Origin of the sequence: Acinetobacter calcoaceticus, from assembly GCF_016508255.1 — a bacterium.
GTDB lineage: Bacteria > Pseudomonadota > Gammaproteobacteria > Pseudomonadales > Moraxellaceae > Acinetobacter > Acinetobacter calcoaceticus_E.
The window spans coordinates 43093-60891 of the sequence record NZ_JADVKT010000005.1; the positions used below are offsets into that span (position 1 = coordinate 43093).

General features: G+C 36.6%; 10 protein-coding genes and 1 other RNA gene. 9 read left to right on the plus strand and 2 right to left on the minus strand.

Going from position 1 to position 17799, the window contains the following annotated elements; translation table 11 throughout:
- The first annotated feature begins 104 nt into the window (after positions 1–104).
- The 9 genes from I5515_RS11280 (at position 105) to I5515_RS11320 (ending at position 14927) form a co-directional block, all read left to right on the plus strand.
- A complete protein-coding gene (locus tag I5515_RS11280; protein WP_199966777.1) occupies positions 105–2090 on the plus strand; it encodes a gamma-glutamyltransferase family protein in 1986 nt (661 codons plus the stop codon).
- A 161-nt stretch (positions 2091–2251) separates the two neighbouring features.
- Positions 2252–2610, plus strand: a transfer-messenger RNA (tmRNA) gene (gene ssrA, locus I5515_RS11285).
- Positions 2611–3028: 418 nt separating this feature from the next.
- Positions 3029–5785: a type I restriction-modification system subunit M gene (locus I5515_RS11290; protein ID WP_199966779.1), complete on the plus strand. Its 2757-nt coding sequence runs from the start codon at positions 3029–3031 to the stop codon at positions 5783–5785.
- A 1-nt stretch (position 5786) separates the two neighbouring features.
- Positions 5787–7061, plus strand: coding sequence for a restriction endonuclease subunit S (locus I5515_RS17630; RefSeq protein ID WP_199966781.1), 1275 nt, complete (start codon positions 5787–5789; stop codon positions 7059–7061).
- Between the two features lie 78 nt (positions 7062–7139).
- A complete protein-coding gene (locus I5515_RS11300; RefSeq protein ID WP_199966783.1) occupies positions 7140–10268 on the plus strand; it encodes a type I restriction endonuclease subunit R, EcoR124 family in 3129 nt (1042 codons plus the stop codon).
- A 57-nt stretch (positions 10269–10325) separates the two neighbouring features.
- On the plus strand, positions 10326–11237 hold the full coding sequence (locus tag I5515_RS11305; protein WP_199966785.1) for a GIY-YIG nuclease family protein: 912 nt from the start codon (positions 10326–10328) through the stop codon (positions 11235–11237).
- A 276-nt stretch (positions 11238–11513) separates the two neighbouring features.
- Positions 11514–12464: a hypothetical protein gene (locus tag I5515_RS11310; RefSeq protein WP_199966787.1), complete on the plus strand. Its 951-nt coding sequence runs from the start codon at positions 11514–11516 to the stop codon at positions 12462–12464.
- A 613-nt stretch (positions 12465–13077) separates the two neighbouring features.
- Positions 13078–13986, plus strand: coding sequence for an alpha/beta fold hydrolase (locus I5515_RS11315; protein ID WP_199966789.1), 909 nt, complete (start codon positions 13078–13080; stop codon positions 13984–13986).
- A gap of 2 nt (positions 13987–13988) precedes the next feature.
- A complete protein-coding gene (locus I5515_RS11320) occupies positions 13989–14927 on the plus strand; it encodes a metal-dependent hydrolase (protein WP_199966791.1) in 939 nt (312 codons plus the stop codon).
- 175 nt (positions 14928–15102) lie between these two features.
- On the opposite strand, the gene I5515_RS11325 is transcribed toward I5515_RS11320, so the two are convergent.
- The gene (locus I5515_RS11325; protein WP_199966793.1) at positions 15103–16581 is read right to left on the minus strand and encodes a flavin-containing monooxygenase; all 1479 of its coding nucleotides are present in this window, start codon (positions 16579–16581) and stop codon (positions 15103–15105) included.
- Positions 16582–16696: 115 nt separating this feature from the next.
- Entirely contained in the window at positions 16697–17776 is a 1080-nt protein-coding gene (locus I5515_RS11330) for a DUF6670 family protein (RefSeq protein ID WP_199966795.1), read from the minus strand.
- Between the last annotated feature and the right edge of the window lie 23 nt (positions 17777–17799).

Below are 17799 nucleotides of genomic sequence, written 5' to 3' on the forward strand. Positions count from 1 at the left end.
TTATTTTTATCAAAGATTAAAAAAACTTAATACCTGAAAACGAAAGAAGCTTGCATGGCAATTGCATGGAATGGATAGGCAAGCATATATATTGGAGTTATCACGTGAATATAAAATATTCATTTTTGTTTAGTAGTTTATTAGCAGTCGGTTTATTACAAGGATGTGGAAATGACTCTTCGTCAGATCAACCCAAGGATGACTCAAATACAACTCCCCCTAATTTAGTTGTTGATAACGACCCGACCAGTTGTAGCAAACTGGCACAAGATGGATCAAACGTGGTCGTAGGTTCTAACCAAAATGGTGACCCAGCAGCCCCTGAGGGAGCATCGGGTTACAAACTAGGTAACACCGTTAAATATTCAGATAAATATATGGTGGTGGCAAATACACCACTTGCGGTAAAAGCAGGCTGTGATGTTTTAAGAGCAGGCGGTAGTGCAGTCGATGCGGCGGTTGCGGTACAAGCAGTGCTTGGTTTGGTTGAACCACAATCGAGCACGATTGCTGGTAGTGGTTTTATGATGTATTACGATGCAAAAACCAAACAGGTTACGGCTTATGATGGCCGTGAAACCGCACCAGCCGCAGCCAACCCATTTTATTTAATTCGCCAAAATATGGATGACCCAAATTCACCAGCGCCTGTACCAAGTGCTCGCCGTAGTGGTCGTTCAATTGGTGTACCGGGTGTGATGCGTTTACTTGAACTTGCACAACAAGAACATGGCAAACTCAAGTGGAACCAACTTTTTGGTGAAGCAATTGGTTTGGCCGACAACGGTTTCCGCATTCCGGGTCGTTTGGCCGATGCAATTACAAGTAATGCAAGTGATTTGTCGCTCGATGCAAATGCAATGGCGACCTATTTCTATCCAGATGGTTCACCACGCAAAGTGGGCGAAATCATGACCAATAAAGAATATGCAAAAACGCTTGGAGCACTTGCCGCACAAGGTGCAAATGCACTACACAGTGGTCCGATTGCTCAAGCGATTGTGGCAAAAGCAGGGCAAACTGTAGGTGATGACCCAGCACGTACCCCAATTACGCCAAGTTTGATGACCTTACAGGATTTATCAAACTATCAAGTTAAAAAACGTGACCCAATTTGCACCACTTACCGTGACCGTTACTACGTATGTACCATGCCGCCTCCATCTTCGGGAGGGATTGCGGTTGCGCAAACGCTGGGTATTTTAGAAAACTTTGATATGTCGCTTTACCCACCTAAAAACCCTGAAAATGAAGGTGGTGTGCCAGACGTGATGGGCGTGCATTTAGTGTCTGAAGCAGAACGTTTGGCCTATGCTGACCGCGATAAATATGTGGCAGATACCGACTTTGTCGCTTTACCAGCAAAAGGTATTCCAAGTTTTATTGATAAAAATTACTTAAAACAACGTGCAGCACTCATTAACCCGAACCAGAGTATGGGCGTAGCGCCAGCAGGTAATTTCAATACGGCTGCGGGTGTCGACACCACTGTTGAACATGGCACAACTCAGTTCACGATTGTAGATGCCTATGGCAATGTGGTTTCAATGACATCGACTGTTGAGTCAAGCATGGGTTCATTCCACATGGTGGATGGCTTCTTACTGACAAACCAGTTAACCGACTTTAGTGCTAACCCTTATGACAGCACAGGGGCACTGGTTGCCAACCGTGTAGAAGGAGGCAAACGTCCACGTAGTACCATGGCACCAACTTTAGTGTTTAAAGGCACCACGCCAGATGAGTTTTACATGGCAACAGGTTCACCTGGTGGTGGTACCATCATTCAATTTGTTGTAAAAACCTTGGTGGGGGCACTAGACTGGAACTTAAATGCACAGCAAGCGACCTCGCTTGTAAACTTCGGTGCGACCAATAGCCCAACGACTAATATCGATAGCTCGAATGTTCAGCTTTCTATGCTTGATTTGATTGCAGGCTTAAAAGCAAAAGGGCACACCATTTCGAACTCTGCGCAAACCAGCGGTATATCAACCATTATGAAAGTAAACATTAATAATCAAACTAAATACGCAGGGGGGGTAGACCCACGCCGTGAGGGTATTGTGTTAGGCAATGGTGCTTTATAGGCCAAACTTTAAAAAAAAGCTGTCATTTTTGACAGCTTTTTTATGTAGCCCTTGAAAAAAACAAAAGGCACTCAATTATGTAAATATGTTCATCAGTAGCGGACTGTTGATAAAATGCACAGTATTTTATTTTAGTTATGCTATGATGCTCAGACATTCATGGGGATGTTATTGGCTTCGACGCTGGTGATGAAACTCATAGATGCATGCCGAGAGCGCATTTTCTCTCGTAAATCAAATTTGCATATTTTAGTCGCAAACGACGAAACTTACGCTCTAGCTGCCTAAGGGCAGTTTGTCCGCTTCCTAGAATACTTGTGGTTTAGGAACCCGACCGTAGCGCACGCACACAAGTCCGTATAGAGTCAAGCCTCGGGGCTTTATACCAAACTTAGAGGATCGCAACTTGTACCCTGTTCGTCGGGTCACTTGGTGTTAAAACAATAGACGATATCTAAGCATGTAGTATTCTCGAGCGTAATGCTGGCGGACGCGGGTTCAACTCCCGCCATCTCCACCAAAATTCGTGAAAAGCCCTGAAACGTAAGTTTCGGGGCTTTTTCTTTTAATAGATTGGTAGGATATTCACAGCTCAAATTAATCTTTATAAATTTAAATCTTTTTTAGAGTTATCCTAATTGCAAAGAAGCAGAAAGCTAGTATTTTGAAATATATGTAAAAATTGTACTAATTAATCTTGTTATGCTGAATGCAAAGGCATTTCTATTATTATAAGTGTTAAAAATAATAGAAATGGTATATCTGTCTTGATTCCTTCAAATTTCTACAAATTTTGGGTTGAGAAGCTCAATCAAATTAGTAAAAATACTAAGGACCAAGCACCTACTCAAAATCGAAATCCAATCCTAATAAAAGTACTCATGTCTATTCTAGAGCTATAGAGTCTTTTATCAGCTGTAACTAACTGTAGAGAATCTATGAACAAGCAACAACTCGCCTCAAAAATTTGGGATTCCGCAAACAAAATGCGCTCTAAAATTGAGGCAAATGAATATAAAGATTACATCTTAGGGTTCATGTTCTACAAATTTCTATCAGACAAAGAGCAAGCCTTTTTAGAAGCTAACGACTTTAGTCTGGCTGATATTGAAGCACTCACAGAAGAAGATCCTGAAACTGTTGAATTTATTAAAAATGGTATTGGTTATTTCATTGCTTATGACAACTTATTTTCAACATGGTTAAAAAAAGGTAATGACTTTAACGTTGGCAATGTCCGTGATGCGCTTTCTGCCTTTTCACGTTTAATCAGCCCATCACATAAAAAAGTATTTGATGGTATTTTTAAAACATTGGAAACAGGTTTAAGTAAACTCGGTGACAACTCAAACAGTCAAACTAAAGCTATCAGTGATTTATTGCAATTGATCAAAGTTATTCCGATGAATAACAAGCAAGATTATGATGTACTTGGTTTTATTTATGAATATTTGATTGGTTCATTTGCAGCTAATGCAGGTAAGAAAGCAGGTGAGTTCTATACACCACATGAAGTGTCGGTGTTGATGTCTGAAATCATTGCACATCAGTTAAAGGATCAACAAGAAATAAAAATTTACGATCCAACGAGTGGGTCGGGATCATTGCTGATCAATATTGGTAGTTCTGTTGCAAAACATGTCAATGATGAAAATAAAATCAAATACTACGCGCAAGAGTTAAAGGAAAACACGTATAACTTAACCCGTATGAACTTGGTTATGCGTGGTATTTTGCCTGCCAATATTGTTGCTCGTAATGCCGATACCTTAGAGGATGATTGGCCGTATTTTGATGACAATGATCCGATCAATACCTACGAGCCGTTGTATGTCGATGCCGTGGTATCTAATCCACCGTACTCGCAAGCATGGGATTCATCAAATAAAGAGTCTGACCCTCGTTATGCTCGTTTTGGTTTAGCACCAAAAACTAAAGCAGATTATGCTTTCTTACTGCATGATCTATATCATTTAAAACCTGATGGCATCATGGCGATTGTTTTGCCACATGGCGTATTATTCCGTGGCGGTGAAGAAGAGCGTATTCGTAAAAACTTGCTTGAAAATAAGCATATTGATGCAATCATCGGATTACCTGCCAATATTTTCTTTGGTACGGGTATTCCAACAGTCATTATTATTTTAAAACAGCGTCGCCAAAGCAGTGATGTGCTTATTATTGATGCATCCAAAGGCTTTATCAAAGTTGGTAAAAACAACCATCTACAAGCATCGAATATTAAGAAAATTGTTGATACTGTCGTACAGCGTAAAGATATTGAAAAATTTTCTAAATTAGTCAGCTTGGAAGAAATTCGTGAGCAAGGCTATAACTTAAATATTCCTCGTTATGTAGATTCGTCTGTAACAGCGGAAACATGGGATATCTATGCCACCATGTTTGGCGGTATTCCAAAGAAAGAAATCGATGCGCATGCCGAGTATTGGAAGGCATTTCCGCAGTTACGCCAAGACTTATTTACCGATAGCGACACACCTTATGTCGATTTAGTCACGTCAGAAATCAGTAACGCTATTCATCAGCATGCCAATGTTCAGACATTTAAAACGCAATTTAATACGGCTTTTGCTAATTTCCAAGATTATTTAAAAGCTGAGTTGATTGGCAAGATGCAATCTTTGCATATTGCACAGCAGGAAAATGTTTTAAGTCAGGATATTTTCAAGCGTTTGGAAAATATTCCTCTAGTTGATAAATATCAGGCATATCAGGCTTTGGATGATCAATGGCAAGGTATTGCTGGCGATTTGGAGATCATTCAGTCTGAAGGTTTGACTGCTGGCAAGATTGTGAATCCAAATATGGTTATTAAAAAGAAAGATGGTAAGGAACAGGAAGTTCAAGAAGGTTGGGTGGGTTATGTGTTGCCGTTTGATTTGGTGCAACAACATTTACTCATTGATGAACTCACCGCTTTGCAAAGCAAAGAACGAGCTTTAACTGAAGCCAGTGCTGAAATCGAAGCGATTATGGACTCGTTGTCTGAAGAAGAAAAAGATACTTTATTAAACGATGCTAATGATGCTTTTGTCACAGCGGAAATTACCAAAGCTTTGAAACAGGCTTTTGAAGATATTGAAACGCCTGAAATTCGTGCGATCAATGAATTTTTAGAATTGCTTGCGAATAAAGCGAAAAAGCCTGAGCAGGAAAAGTTTGTACAGGCACACCCTGAGGTGCAATGGGCCAAGATTGAAGCCAATAAAAATGGCACTTATGCGCTAGGTAAAGTAAAAGTGTATTTAAAAAGTTTACAGGCGAATTTTACTTTTGCGGAAGAGTCTTTAGAAGCGAAATTGTTACAAGTGGAAGATTTGCTTGCGCAGGAAAAAGAGCTGAAAGCTGAGATTAAAGCCGATGCCAATACTTTACATTTGTTGACTAAAGCCACGATTGAAGTGTTGCAAGATTCACAGGTTTTAGAATTGTTGGAAGCGAAGTGGGTACAACCGATTGTTTCTGCAATTTTGGCACTGCCAAATGAAGTGATTGAGCATTTGACTGATGTGGTACAGGCTTTGGCTGATAAGTATGCAGTGACTTATACTGAAACTACGCAAAAGCTTAGTGAAGCTGAAAATAGTCTAGCGAGTTTGATTGATGATTTAACAGGTGATGACTTTGACATGCAAGGTTTGGCACAGTTTCAGACGTTATTAAAAGGGGTGTAATGTGGAAAAGTCAAAATGCCCTGAAGTTAGGTTTAAGCGTTTTAACGAAAGTTGGAATCAACAAACTTTAGGCGATATGTTTCTACCATTATCAAATAATACACTCTCAAGAGCTGATTTAAACTATGACAATGGTCATATAAAGAATATTCACTATGGTGATATCCTTGTAAAATATGCTGCTGTTCTCGATTGTAGAAATGATAAAATACCATTTATTACGGACGGTGAAATTTCTGACTTCAAAAACCAATTTTTACAGAGTGGCGATGTTATTTTTGCTGATACAGCAGAAGATGAAACTGTTGGGAAAGCAATTGAAATAAGTGCTGTAGATGATAACTATATTGTGTCTGGCCTACATACCATGGCATATCGTCCGAAGATAAAATTATCACCTTATTACTTGGGGCATTACTTCAATTCAAATGCCTATCACCATCAACTTTTATCTTTGATGCAAGGCATTAAAGTGTTATCAGTTAGTCGGACGAATCTTGCTAAAACAATTATTAAATATCCTTCTTCTGTAACAGAACAAACCCAAATTGGCAACTTTTTCCAAAACTTTGATCAATCCATTGCTTTACAAGAAAAGAAACTTAGCCAAACGCAAAACCTCAAAAAAGCCATGCTGGGAAAAATGTTTCCAAAAGCAGGAAGTATGCAGCCTGAAATTCGTTTAAAGGGGTTTAGTGGGGATTGGAAATATCATGAGCTCAGAGAGTATTGTGATATGTTCAATGGTGACAGAGGGGGCAATTATCCAAATGCTGACGATATGGTATCTGTTGGAATACCATTTATCAACGCTGGTGATTTGCAAAATGGCAAAGTAGATATTCAGAATGCAAATAAAATTACAAGAGATAAATATAATCAGCTTAACGGTGCAAAAATCCAGTTTGGCGATATAGTTTACTGCTTACGAGGAACTCTTGGAAAGAATGCATACATTAATAATTTCACTGAAGGGACAGTGGCATCTTCACTTGTAGTTATTCGACCAAAAAATATTATTGGTAATTTTCTATTTCAGATTTTAAATTCTGATATTGAGTATCGTCAAAGAACAATTTTTGATGAAGGTGCTGCACAGCCAAATTTATCTGCAAGAAATCTTGCTGGATTTCTTATTCCTATACCTAGTACTGAAGAGCAGAAAGAAATTGGCAATTTCTTTAAACAGCTCGATGAAATGCTTATTTTACAACAGCAACAGCTTCAAACCTTAAAAAATCTAAAACAAGCATTTTTAGAAAAAATGTTTGTTTAGCTTATTTAAAATTAGTCGTTTGAAATTTCAGGCGACTAAATACAAAACTCCATACCACTTGATAATTCAAAATAGACCATGACATTTAAAACAGAAGCATCATTTGAACAGGCATTTATCGAAACTCTTTTTAACAAGGGCTGGGAAAGTACGGTTCTAAAAAATCCAACGGAACAGGATTTAATCAACAACTGGGCAAAAATTCTATTTGAAAATAACAGTGGTATAGATCGGCTGAATGGTCAGCCACTGACCGACTCAGAAATGGCACAAATCATAGAACAAATAAAAACCTTGCGTACACCTTTGGTACTCAATGGCTTTATCAACGGTAAAACAGTTTCAATTAAACGGGACAACCCAAATGATGCAACACACTTAGGTAAAGAAATTAGCCTCAGTATTTATGACCGTCAGCAAATTGCGGCTGGAGAAAGCCGTTATCAAATTGTACAACAACCCAAATTCCCAACGTCTTCACCGATTTTAAATGATCGACGTGGCGATATTATGTTGCTGATTAACGGTATGCCACTGTTTCATATCGAATTGAAACGCTCTGGTGTCCCTGTCAGTCAGGCAGCACATCAAATCGAAAACTATGCCCGTTCAGGTATTTTCTCTGGACTATTTTCATTGGTACAAATCTTTGTTGCAATGAATCCTAGAGAAACTAAATACTTTGCTAATCCTGGTCCAGATGGAGTTTTTAATTCAAATTATTACTTCAATTGGGCCGATTTTAATAATGAACCAGTCAATTATTGGAAAGACATTGCCACGCATTTGCTTTCTATTCCTATGGCACATCAGCTTATTGGTTTTTACACCGTAGCGGATAAAACAGATGGTATTTTAAAGGTGATGCGCAGTTATCAATACTTTGCTGTACGAGCGATTTCAGATCGTGTAGCACGTATTGAGTGGGATGGGCGAGATCGGCTAGGTGGGTATATATGGCATACCACAGGTTCGGGTAAAACCATGACCAGTTTTAAATCAGCCTACCTCATCGCCACCTCTAAAGATGCAGAAAAAGTAATTTTCCTTATGGATCGTATTGAACTAGGTACTCAGTCATTAGAACAATACAACAACTTTGCCGATACGGATGATTTTGTAAAGTCTACAGAAAATACTTATGCATTGATTAACAAGCTGAAGAGCAATAATCCAAATGAGGTATTGATTGTTAGCTCTATTCAAAAAATGAGTAATATCAAACAGGAAGAAGGTGGACTCAAAGCACATGATATTGAGCAGATGCAGAAAAAACGCATCGTCATTATTGTGGACGAAGCACACCGTTCAACCTTTGGTGATATGCTGATTACAATTAAAGAAACCTTTCCTCAGGCAGTCTTCTTTGGTTTTACTGGCACACCTATTCAAGACGAAAATGAAAAAAAAATGAATACCACAGCAACAGTATTCGGTCATGAGTTGCACCGTTATAGTATCGCTGATGGCATTCGAGATAAAAATGTACTCGGTTTTGATCCTTACCTGATTTCAACTTATAAAGATTCAAAATTACGTGAAGCCGTGGCTTTGGATGAGGCAAAAGCCAATACAATTAAAGAAGCTTTAGACGATCCTAAAAAGAAAGAAATCTACTTACGTTTTATGGATAAAAGTCAGGTTGCTATGGCAGGTCATTGGGACAAAGCCAATAACTATATCAAAGGGATTGAGGATTACATACCGACAGAGCAGTATCGTCGTCCAGCACATCAAAATAAAGTCGTTGAGGATATTTTAGAAAACTGGATTCAATATAGCCAAAATAATAAATTTCATGGCATGTTTGCGACCAGTAGTATTAGCGAGGCAATTGAATATTATCGCTTATTTAAGAAGCATAAACCTGAGCTAAAAATTACGGCGCTGTTTGATCCAAATATTGATAATAACGAAAATGCTAAATTCAAAGAAGATGGTTTAGTTGAGATCATCAGTGACTATAACATACGCTATGGCATGGAGTTCAGCCTAGCCACCCATGCCAAAATGAAGCGTGATATTGCAGACCGTTTAGCCCATAAAGAGTTATACAAACGTGTAGAACATACCCCCGAAAAACAGCTTGATCTACTGATTGTCGTTGATCAAATGCTAACAGGTTTTGACTCTAAATGGGTCAATACTTTGTACTTGGATAAAATGCTTGAATATGCAAACTTGATTCAAGCATTCTCACGTACTAACCGCTTATTTGGTAAAGATAAGCCATTCGGTATCATTCGATATTACCGACGTCCGCATACGATGAAACGTAATATTGATTCGGCTGTAAAGTTGTATTCAGGCGATAAACCTTTGGCTTTATTTGTAGATAAACTGCAAGATAACTTAAAAAAATTAAATTCAAATTTTGTTGATATAGAACAATTGTTTAAAAGTGCGAGTATCGAAAACTTTGAAAAGTTACCTGAAGACAAAGAGGCCTGTGGTCAGTTTGCAAAGCTATTTAAACAATTTAATGAGCATTTGGAAGCTGCAAAAATTCAGGGCTTTAATTGGAATACACTCTCATATAGCTTTAATAATAAAGACTTAAATGGCTTACCTGTTCCTGTGCTAATAGATGAGCAGACTTATTTGATTCTAGCTTTGCGTTATAAGGAGTTATTTTCTGAAGGGGGAAGTGGTGGCGGTGGTGGAGGTGTTCCATTTGAAATTGAAGGTTATTTGACAGAGATTGATACTGATAAGATTGATTCGGACTATATGAATAGCCGATTCACTAAATACTTAAAAGCACTTTACGAAGGTGAAAAGGTAGCATCTGTTGAACAAGCTCTAAATGAATTACATAAAAGTTTTGCAGCTTTGACGCATGATGAACAGAAAATTGCAAATATCTTTTTACATGATGTTCAACGTGGCGATGTGAAATTAATAGAGGGAAAAACTTTTAGAGATTACATCACTGAGTATCAGTTTAAAGCTAAAGAAGATGAAATATATGAGTTAGTTAGTTCATTCGGCTTGGATGAGTCAATGCTAAGAAAAATATTAAGTGCACATGTTACTGAAAACAATATTGATGAGTTTGGGCGTTTTGGAGAATTGTTGAATTCTGTGGATAGTGCTAAAGCAAAGCAGTATTTTGAAAAGAAGGAAGGGCAAATAATCCCAGCCTTTAAGGTTAAAGTAAAAACCGATAAACTTTTAAGAGAGTTTATTTTAACTAATAAAAAATAGTTTTTGATCGTGATGTGATGAACTCAATTTGATTGCAGTACTTTAGAGGGGAAAGCAGTGGGACAAGGTAAAAGTGTTAAGTTATTTTTAGTTGATGGAACACCTAATGGGATTTTAACAGCTGAAATTATTAACTGGATAGGACATGTGCTTTCTGCCCCTCGTAGTAAATTGGCAGAGTTGATCCAGCGTGATGAATGTACAAAAACAGGTGTATATTTTCTCATTAGCCATGATCCAGAAAATCCATTATATCCAAGAGTTTATATTGGGGAATCGGATGATGTCGCTAATCGTTTAAAACAACATAATCGAACAGAAGAAAGTGGTGGAAAAGATTTCTGGGAAAAGGTTTGTTTAGTTACAAGCAAAGACCAGAATCTGACTAAAGCTCATATCAAATATCTTGAAAGTCGTTTGATGGATATTGCTAAACGGAATGGACAATGTCAGCTCGAAAATGGTACAGCACATAGTTATAGTCGCTTACCTGAGTCAGATATTGCTGATATGGAATTTTTTTTAGAGCAAATACAAATTGTTTTACCTGTATTAGGTTATGATTTTCTAAAAGATTTAAAAAGACCTAGCTATCAACAATACTTATCAAAAACACATAGTTTTGTAGAACCTGAGATTGATAAAACAGCAAACTTTTATTTATCTAGTCGTGAAGTAGATGCTAAAGCACAAGAAATAGATGGAGAGTTTTTTGTTCTAAAAGGTTCCCAAGTAAAAAGAGTATCCTCTTCTACCTTTAATTATACAAAATTGCGTAACTATTTAATTGAAAATGGAATTATTGACTCTAAAGATTTTACTTTTAACCAAGATTATTTGTTTAGTAGCCCATCTGCAGCATCTGGTGTAATTCAAGGCCGTTCATCAAATGGACGAAAAGAGTGGAAAGAAATAAATACTCATTTAACTTATGCAGAGTGGCAGCAAAAACAAGTAGATAGTGCATAAGTTTAGATAGTAGAAATAAAAATTTAATTGATTTTTTCTAATTATGAGTCCTTTTTAACAAACAGAACTTTACTTTTTATTGATCTGAAGGGACACAAGCATATTGCAACATACAAGGGACAAAGGTATTCCAAAGGAGACAATTAGCTAAACAATATGTGAAAACATACTCTGAAATTTGGGGAAATTTCAAAAGATGATTACTCCGCTGGGGAGCGGTTTAAGAAAAGGGTAATCATTCATTTTTAAATAATTTATAAGTTTTGGTTAGATCAAATGAACAACTTAATAACGAGATTTTTAAATAATCTGGGGCAGTGGCATGAAACAGCACTCACAATGACTAAAGCCATTATTGCTATAGGTATACTATGCTTAGTTGCATATTTAGTGACGATTAGCTATATCCCTTCGGAAATTAGCTTTGGTGATACGCTCATTTTTTTACTGATTTTTGCAGCATGTTCTATTATTTATGCGGGGCTAAGCACGATTTTGTTTTTCTTTGGTATTTCCTTAGTTCCAGTGACATATATCATCTTTAGTGTGGTTGATAAGTATTTACCACCTCATATCAGAATTGGACAAAAACTGCCATTTCCAAAGATTAGCATTACCACATTGGCTGCATCCCTTTATCTGTTATATGTTATTCATAGTTTGTTTTTATTGCATTGGAAAATCAATCTTTACATAGGTATTACCGTATTTTTTATTGCCTTTACTTATTATCCTTTTTATATCAACCGACAGAAGATTAAAGAATTCCGTATAAAGTTTGAGAATTTACAAGATATTATTGATGACCCTGATGCAAGTGACCATCTTAAAACATTTGCAATAAAGAAATTCAAGAGATTAGAAACGCATATTAATGATAGCTTACAAGTCGCCATTGTTTTGATTTTGATACCACTTACCCCCATGTTTTTTATTGAAGAGGTTGGTAACACGTTTCTAAACTATGCCATGCAAAAAACTGGTGTAAGAGTAGAAAAAGCGACTTTATACATCAAAGAACCTTATGCAAATTTAATTGCACTACCAAAATCAACCACTAAAGAATTGAGTCAGTATAAAACCTTTATTTTTAAAGATGTTAAAGTATTATTTCAAGGCATTGGTAAAAGCACTTTAGTTTCTTACAAAGTGAAAGATATTGAAAAGCAGTTAGTGATTCCTAATGACTATATTACTGTAGAGCGAACTCAAAAGGCCGATAAGTAAAGTTATATCTTAGTCATTATTAATCAGTTAGCTTTCCCCCCAAGGCCCCCGTGCTACAACAGAACTTTAATTTTTTGCGCTGATTTAAAGTAAGACACCTTTGCAATACAGAGATAAAGGGGCTAAGCCAACCGTTTAGGCCCTAAAGCCTAAATTTTAAATAAAATAATTAAAAGGGAGAGGGGTTAATTTAAAAATAGTCATGCCCAACTCCTTAGAATTTATGGAGCTCTATCCTTAAGAATCACAGTCAATTAATTAGGGTGGTAGAACGAAAAAGAGGGACAAGTTGGCTTCAAGAACCCAACACGTCTGGAAGTGTCCTACCTTTTGAAATAGGAATTAACAGCGATATAAAAAACAACATTACCCTTCATGATTGATGCTTTATGTAGTTTCTCATGAAGGAAAACCCCAAATTAATATTTCTTTCATAATGGCACAAAAAGTCAAATCTAAGGCTATCGCTGTCAAGACATTCCTCTGAGTCATAAGATAATCTGATTATAAATTCCTACTCAGATTAGCAATTATTCAATGTGCCTGTCAGAAATAGAGTATTGCTATTCGCCAGTATGAAATGCATAACCATTACTTTGCTATAGGGATATACATGAGTACTCAAGCAAAAACATCTAAGCCTGATCTATCTGAAAAGTTCAAATTTGAGAGCGAAAATTATTTAGCGCAGCGCATTCAACATTTTAATCATGGTGAATTTGAATTTAAAGTTATTGATACAGGTCCACTTGATGGTAAGCCAGTAATTTTATTACATGGTTTTCCGGAAGTTGCCAGCAGCTGGGAAAAACTCAGTGATATTTTAATTCAACATGGCTATCGTACTTTTGCGATTGAACAGCGTGGCTATAGTAAGCATGCTTCTCCTAAAGGGCGCTTTCAATATCGTATTGATCAACTGGCTGGCGATGTTTATCAATTTATTAAAAAGATTCAACAGCCTGTATATTTGATTGGTCATGATTGGGGTTCAATAGTCGCTTGTGAACTTGCAAGACGAAATCCCGAAGTAATTAAACACCTAACACTAGTATCTGTTCCACATAAGGGCGCTTTTATCCAAGCCATGTTTAGTAGTGCGCAAATTTTTGCATCCTACTATATGGCTTTTTTTCAGTTACCTGTTATTCCAGAATTTGTGTTTAAAAAAATGCCTAAATTTAAACATTATTTTCTTAAAAACTCTGGAATGACTGATGAGCAAATAGCAGATTTTAATCAAAATTTTATTGAGGAAGATCGTATCGGTACGGCAATTAATTGGTATCGAAGTATGCCGCTGACATCTCCAAGATCAATCTTTCAAAAAATCACTGTACCCACATTATTTGTCTGGGGAAAAAAAGATATTGCCGTATGGGAAAAAAGTGCTCACCTAAATAAAAAATATTTTAGCAACACTTATCGTGAAGCATTTTTAGATGCTACGCACTGGATTCCTAACCAAAATGCTCAAGAATTAAGTCTGCATTTTTTTAATGCAGTCAAAGTGGGAGAATAGATATGCATCCATTACAACGTTTAGAAAATCACACGATTAAACAGCGCAAAGTAAAGTTTGATTTCAGTCAAACTCCACACTACTGGATTTATGACAATCCATTTGCAACTCATTTAATTAATGCTGTGCATTTAATCCTCCCTGTAGGTGAGCTTTGGATGTGTCGTGTATTTAATCAAGCATTACCTTTTGTGACTGATGAAAAATTACGTTCTGATGTCAAAGGTTTTATTGCCCAAGAAGCACATCATGCTGCTGCCCATAAGGTCGCACAGGATTATTTACGTCATTACGGCTATGATATTGACGGACTATTAAACTATATAGAACTAGCTTTTAAAAAGTTAGGAGTTGATTCACCACTCGGTTTAACTTTACCTAAAAGCTTGCAGCCTCACTGGCTTACTGTAAGGGTGGGTATTGCAGCATCAGTTGAGCATTTTACTTCAATGTTAGGTACTTGGTGTTTAGATACACAGCCTTGGCAGGAGCAAATGGCTGATGAGGCCATGTCAGATTTGTTTGTTTGGCATCTTGCCGAAGAAGTCGAACATCGTAGTGTCGCTTTTGATTTATATATGCATTTATGTGGTGAGGAAAATAAAAACTTTGCGTATCTCCAACGTCAAGCAATTATGGCTGCTGTTGCACCATCCTTTATTATGATTTTGCATCATTGCTTTAAAAGTTTGGCCAAGGGTGATAGAGAACTTAATGTTCCTCTAAAACTTGATTTGTTCAATGTGGCGAAGCAATCAGTCATTGAAAATGCAAGATCTAAACAAGTGCCTAGTTTTGTTGAAATGGTGGGCAGTTTAAAACGTTGGATCAGACCGAGTTACCATCCATATTATGAGGGTGACACAGCAAAAGCATTACAAGTGATGGAAAATTCTTCGGCAGTCAAAGCACTTAAAGCAGCCGCCCTTGCTACTGCTTAAAGGCTATATGGTTAAAAGAGCTTTCAAGTGATGCAAAGTGTTTTCTAACCTTTAGTCAAATCCTGAAAATTGAGTGGTATTTAAAAGAAATGCCACTCAATTTTTTTATAGTTTGGCGTGGTATAAAACGTAAAAAAGCAGATATATCAAATATCTGCTTTTTTCACCTTATTGGTTATATGAAAGAATAATTCTGTTCATCAAAATATCTGAGATCATTTCTCATATGTTGTATTGTCCAAGGATAATTCGATACATTGACTCTTTGATCATCAAGGTAATAACTCACACAACCACCACGATTAAAAACTGTTTTATCTAAAGCATGTTGTAATTTTTGATTATATGAATCATTTGCTAAAGAATTTACTTCAAAAGAGTTTTTACGCTTTTTAATGACTGATTTCATAGCTTGAATTCCATATCCAATATGAATTTCAGCCGTAGTAATAAAAGAATTATAATTTAAGCTATTAGGTCCTAACACATAAATTGCATTTGGTACATTCTGAATTACACAGCCTTTATACGCTTGCATTTTATTTTTTGACCACATTTCAGCGAGAGTTTCTCCTGTTTTTGTGACAATTTTCTTAGCAATTGGAGCTTGAGTAACTTCGAAGCCTGTTCCCCAGATAATAATATCCAAAGGAATTTCTTTACCATCGACAACAATTCCATTTTCGGTCATTTCTTCGACACCTTGGGCAATGACGGTGGTATTGCTTGTTGCTAAAGCCGAATAATAAGTATTTGAAAAGAGAATCCTTTTACATCCCATCGTAAATTGTGGAGTCACTTTTTTACGTAAGTTAGGATCTTTGATTTGAGAGTGCATCCATTGGATCAATACTTTACCCGTCGCTTCTAAAGACTTTGGATGACTTACAGCTTGACTCAATAATTCCATTGAAATGTCTGTCGATAATCGAACAAATTTTAAAAGGAGTGGCGTATTTTTCATTGCACTTTGTGAGAGTTTACCTAGTTCCATATTAGGTTTAGGAATAACCCATGGAGCCGTTCTTTGAAATACATAAAGCTGATCAACTTGCTTTTGAATGGCTGGAATAATTTGAATTGCAGAAGCTCCTGTACCTACAACCGCAACTCGCTTACCTGTTAAATCAACGGAATGGTCCCATTGTGCTGAATGAAACATTTTGCCTTTAAATTTTGACATACCATTGATTTTTGGTACTGCTGGTTGGCTTAATGGTCCACCTGCGAAAAAAACAAATTTTGCATAATACGTTGTTTCGGCTGTTTTAATTTCCCAACATTGCTTTTGTTGTAGCCATTTTGCTTGTTGTAATTCTTGATTAAATTTAATTTTTGGATATAGATGATGTTGATGTGCAACATCTTCTATATATTCCTTAATTTGAGTTTGTTTGGCAAAAACATGGTTCCATTTGGGATTCGGTGCAAAAGAGTAGGAGTAGAGTGCTGAAGGAATATCACATTCACAGCCAGGATAGGTATTATCTCTCCACACTCCACCAATTTCATTGGATTTTTCAAGAATTAAAAAATCTTTAGTGCCTGATTTGAGTAATTTTACTCCTGTCGCAATTCCTGACAGTCCAGCGCCAATTACAATCACTTCAAGATTTTTAATCCTTGAGTCTGTTGATGTTGATAGTTGACTCATTTCACTTTCCTTAAACATTAAATTTGTTAAGTTCTTTCTAAAAGGCAGAGGGAATACAAGGACCTTTGATCATTAGGTCCAAACTGTAATTAAAAATTAAATAAAGAAAGAACGCTTAATATGGGATATCTACATATTCCATATAACATCGACCTTCGATTGGTCTATTTTCAAACTCACCATGAAATTTATAGCAGGTCGAATAACCCACACCATGGCCATAATGGTATTCGGTGTCCGCATCACCTAAGATAGACAACAGAACATTTCCTTGCTTATCTTTGGCGATCCAAGATAATTTTTTAGGTACTTTCGTTGAGCCGCCATTGAGACCCACTTTTTCTTGTTCGTAATATTCTAAAACCTCAAATTTTACGTCATCATAATATTCAGAAGATTGGTTTAAGCGACGTACATGGATGCAATAACAAACGGGTACACCTAATATTTCAGCTTTAGTCAGTAATACTTGAATATCTTGATCAATTTTTAAAATTTGATAAGTAAAGAAATTTAAAGGAATTTTATGACGGTAATCAATAGGTTGATTTTTTAAACTATATAACCCAAAAGCGCGAGCATATTCGTAAGTACATAATCCTTTAACAGGTGTTTCCTGACCATTAAATATGATTCGGCCTTCATACGTTGCTAATAAACTTAAATGATCATAAATAAAACTTTTTGCAAAGTATGAAACTTGATCGGTAATATCAACTTGAATATCAATATCTAACCCAGCGTAATTTCCAATTAATTTTACATGCGGATATTTACCTTCTATTTTTAACTCTTGTCCAAATGTGATATCACTGCCATCTGCATTCGCATGACATTCTTCATTAATGATATAACCTTTGAGTAAAAAATCTGAGCATGCAGCGGTACCAGAAAATAATGTCGCTGTTGTTCTCGGAGAATTATTTTTCACTAAATAATCATGATCAAACGCCATTGCCCCTGGGGTACCAAACAAGATCATAATATTCAGAAAACGATGTGGTTCAGGTAAATCAGAAAAAAACAAACCAAAATGTGACCAGCAATACCAATTATCATTAAAGCGAGGAATCATGATTTGTGGATTCTTAAATGGCGCTACAGAGCCAGAACTAGCAGAATCCGCTATTGGCTTTAAGCCAATCAAGGCTCCTCCCATACATTTTGAAAGAATGGAAGATTTTTGCTCTCTCATGAAATGTCCTCTTACCTATTGTA

What these genes read in the sequence shown, in the direction of transcription:
- I5515_RS11300 (WP_199966783.1), top strand. Translation starts at nt 7,140, where the DNA reads ATGACATTTAAAACAGAAGCATCATTTGAACAGGCATTTATCGAAACT.
- I5515_RS11310 (WP_199966787.1), top strand. Translation starts at nt 11,514, where the DNA reads ATGAACAACTTAATAACGAGATTTTTAAATAATCTGGGGCAGTGGCAT.
- I5515_RS11315 (WP_199966789.1), top strand. Translation starts at nt 13,078, where the DNA reads ATGAGTACTCAAGCAAAAACATCTAAGCCTGATCTATCTGAAAAGTTC.
- I5515_RS11330 (WP_199966795.1), bottom strand. Translation starts at nt 17,776, where the DNA reads ATGAGAGAGCAAAAATCTTCCATTCTTTCAAAATGTATGGGAGGAGCC.
- I5515_RS11320 (WP_199966791.1), top strand. Translation starts at nt 13,989, where the DNA reads ATGCATCCATTACAACGTTTAGAAAATCACACGATTAAACAGCGCAAA.
- I5515_RS11325 (WP_199966793.1), bottom strand. Translation starts at nt 16,581, where the DNA reads ATGAGTCAACTATCAACATCAACAGACTCAAGGATTAAAAATCTTGAA.
- I5515_RS11290 (WP_199966779.1), top strand. Translation starts at nt 3,029, where the DNA reads ATGAACAAGCAACAACTCGCCTCAAAAATTTGGGATTCCGCAAACAAA.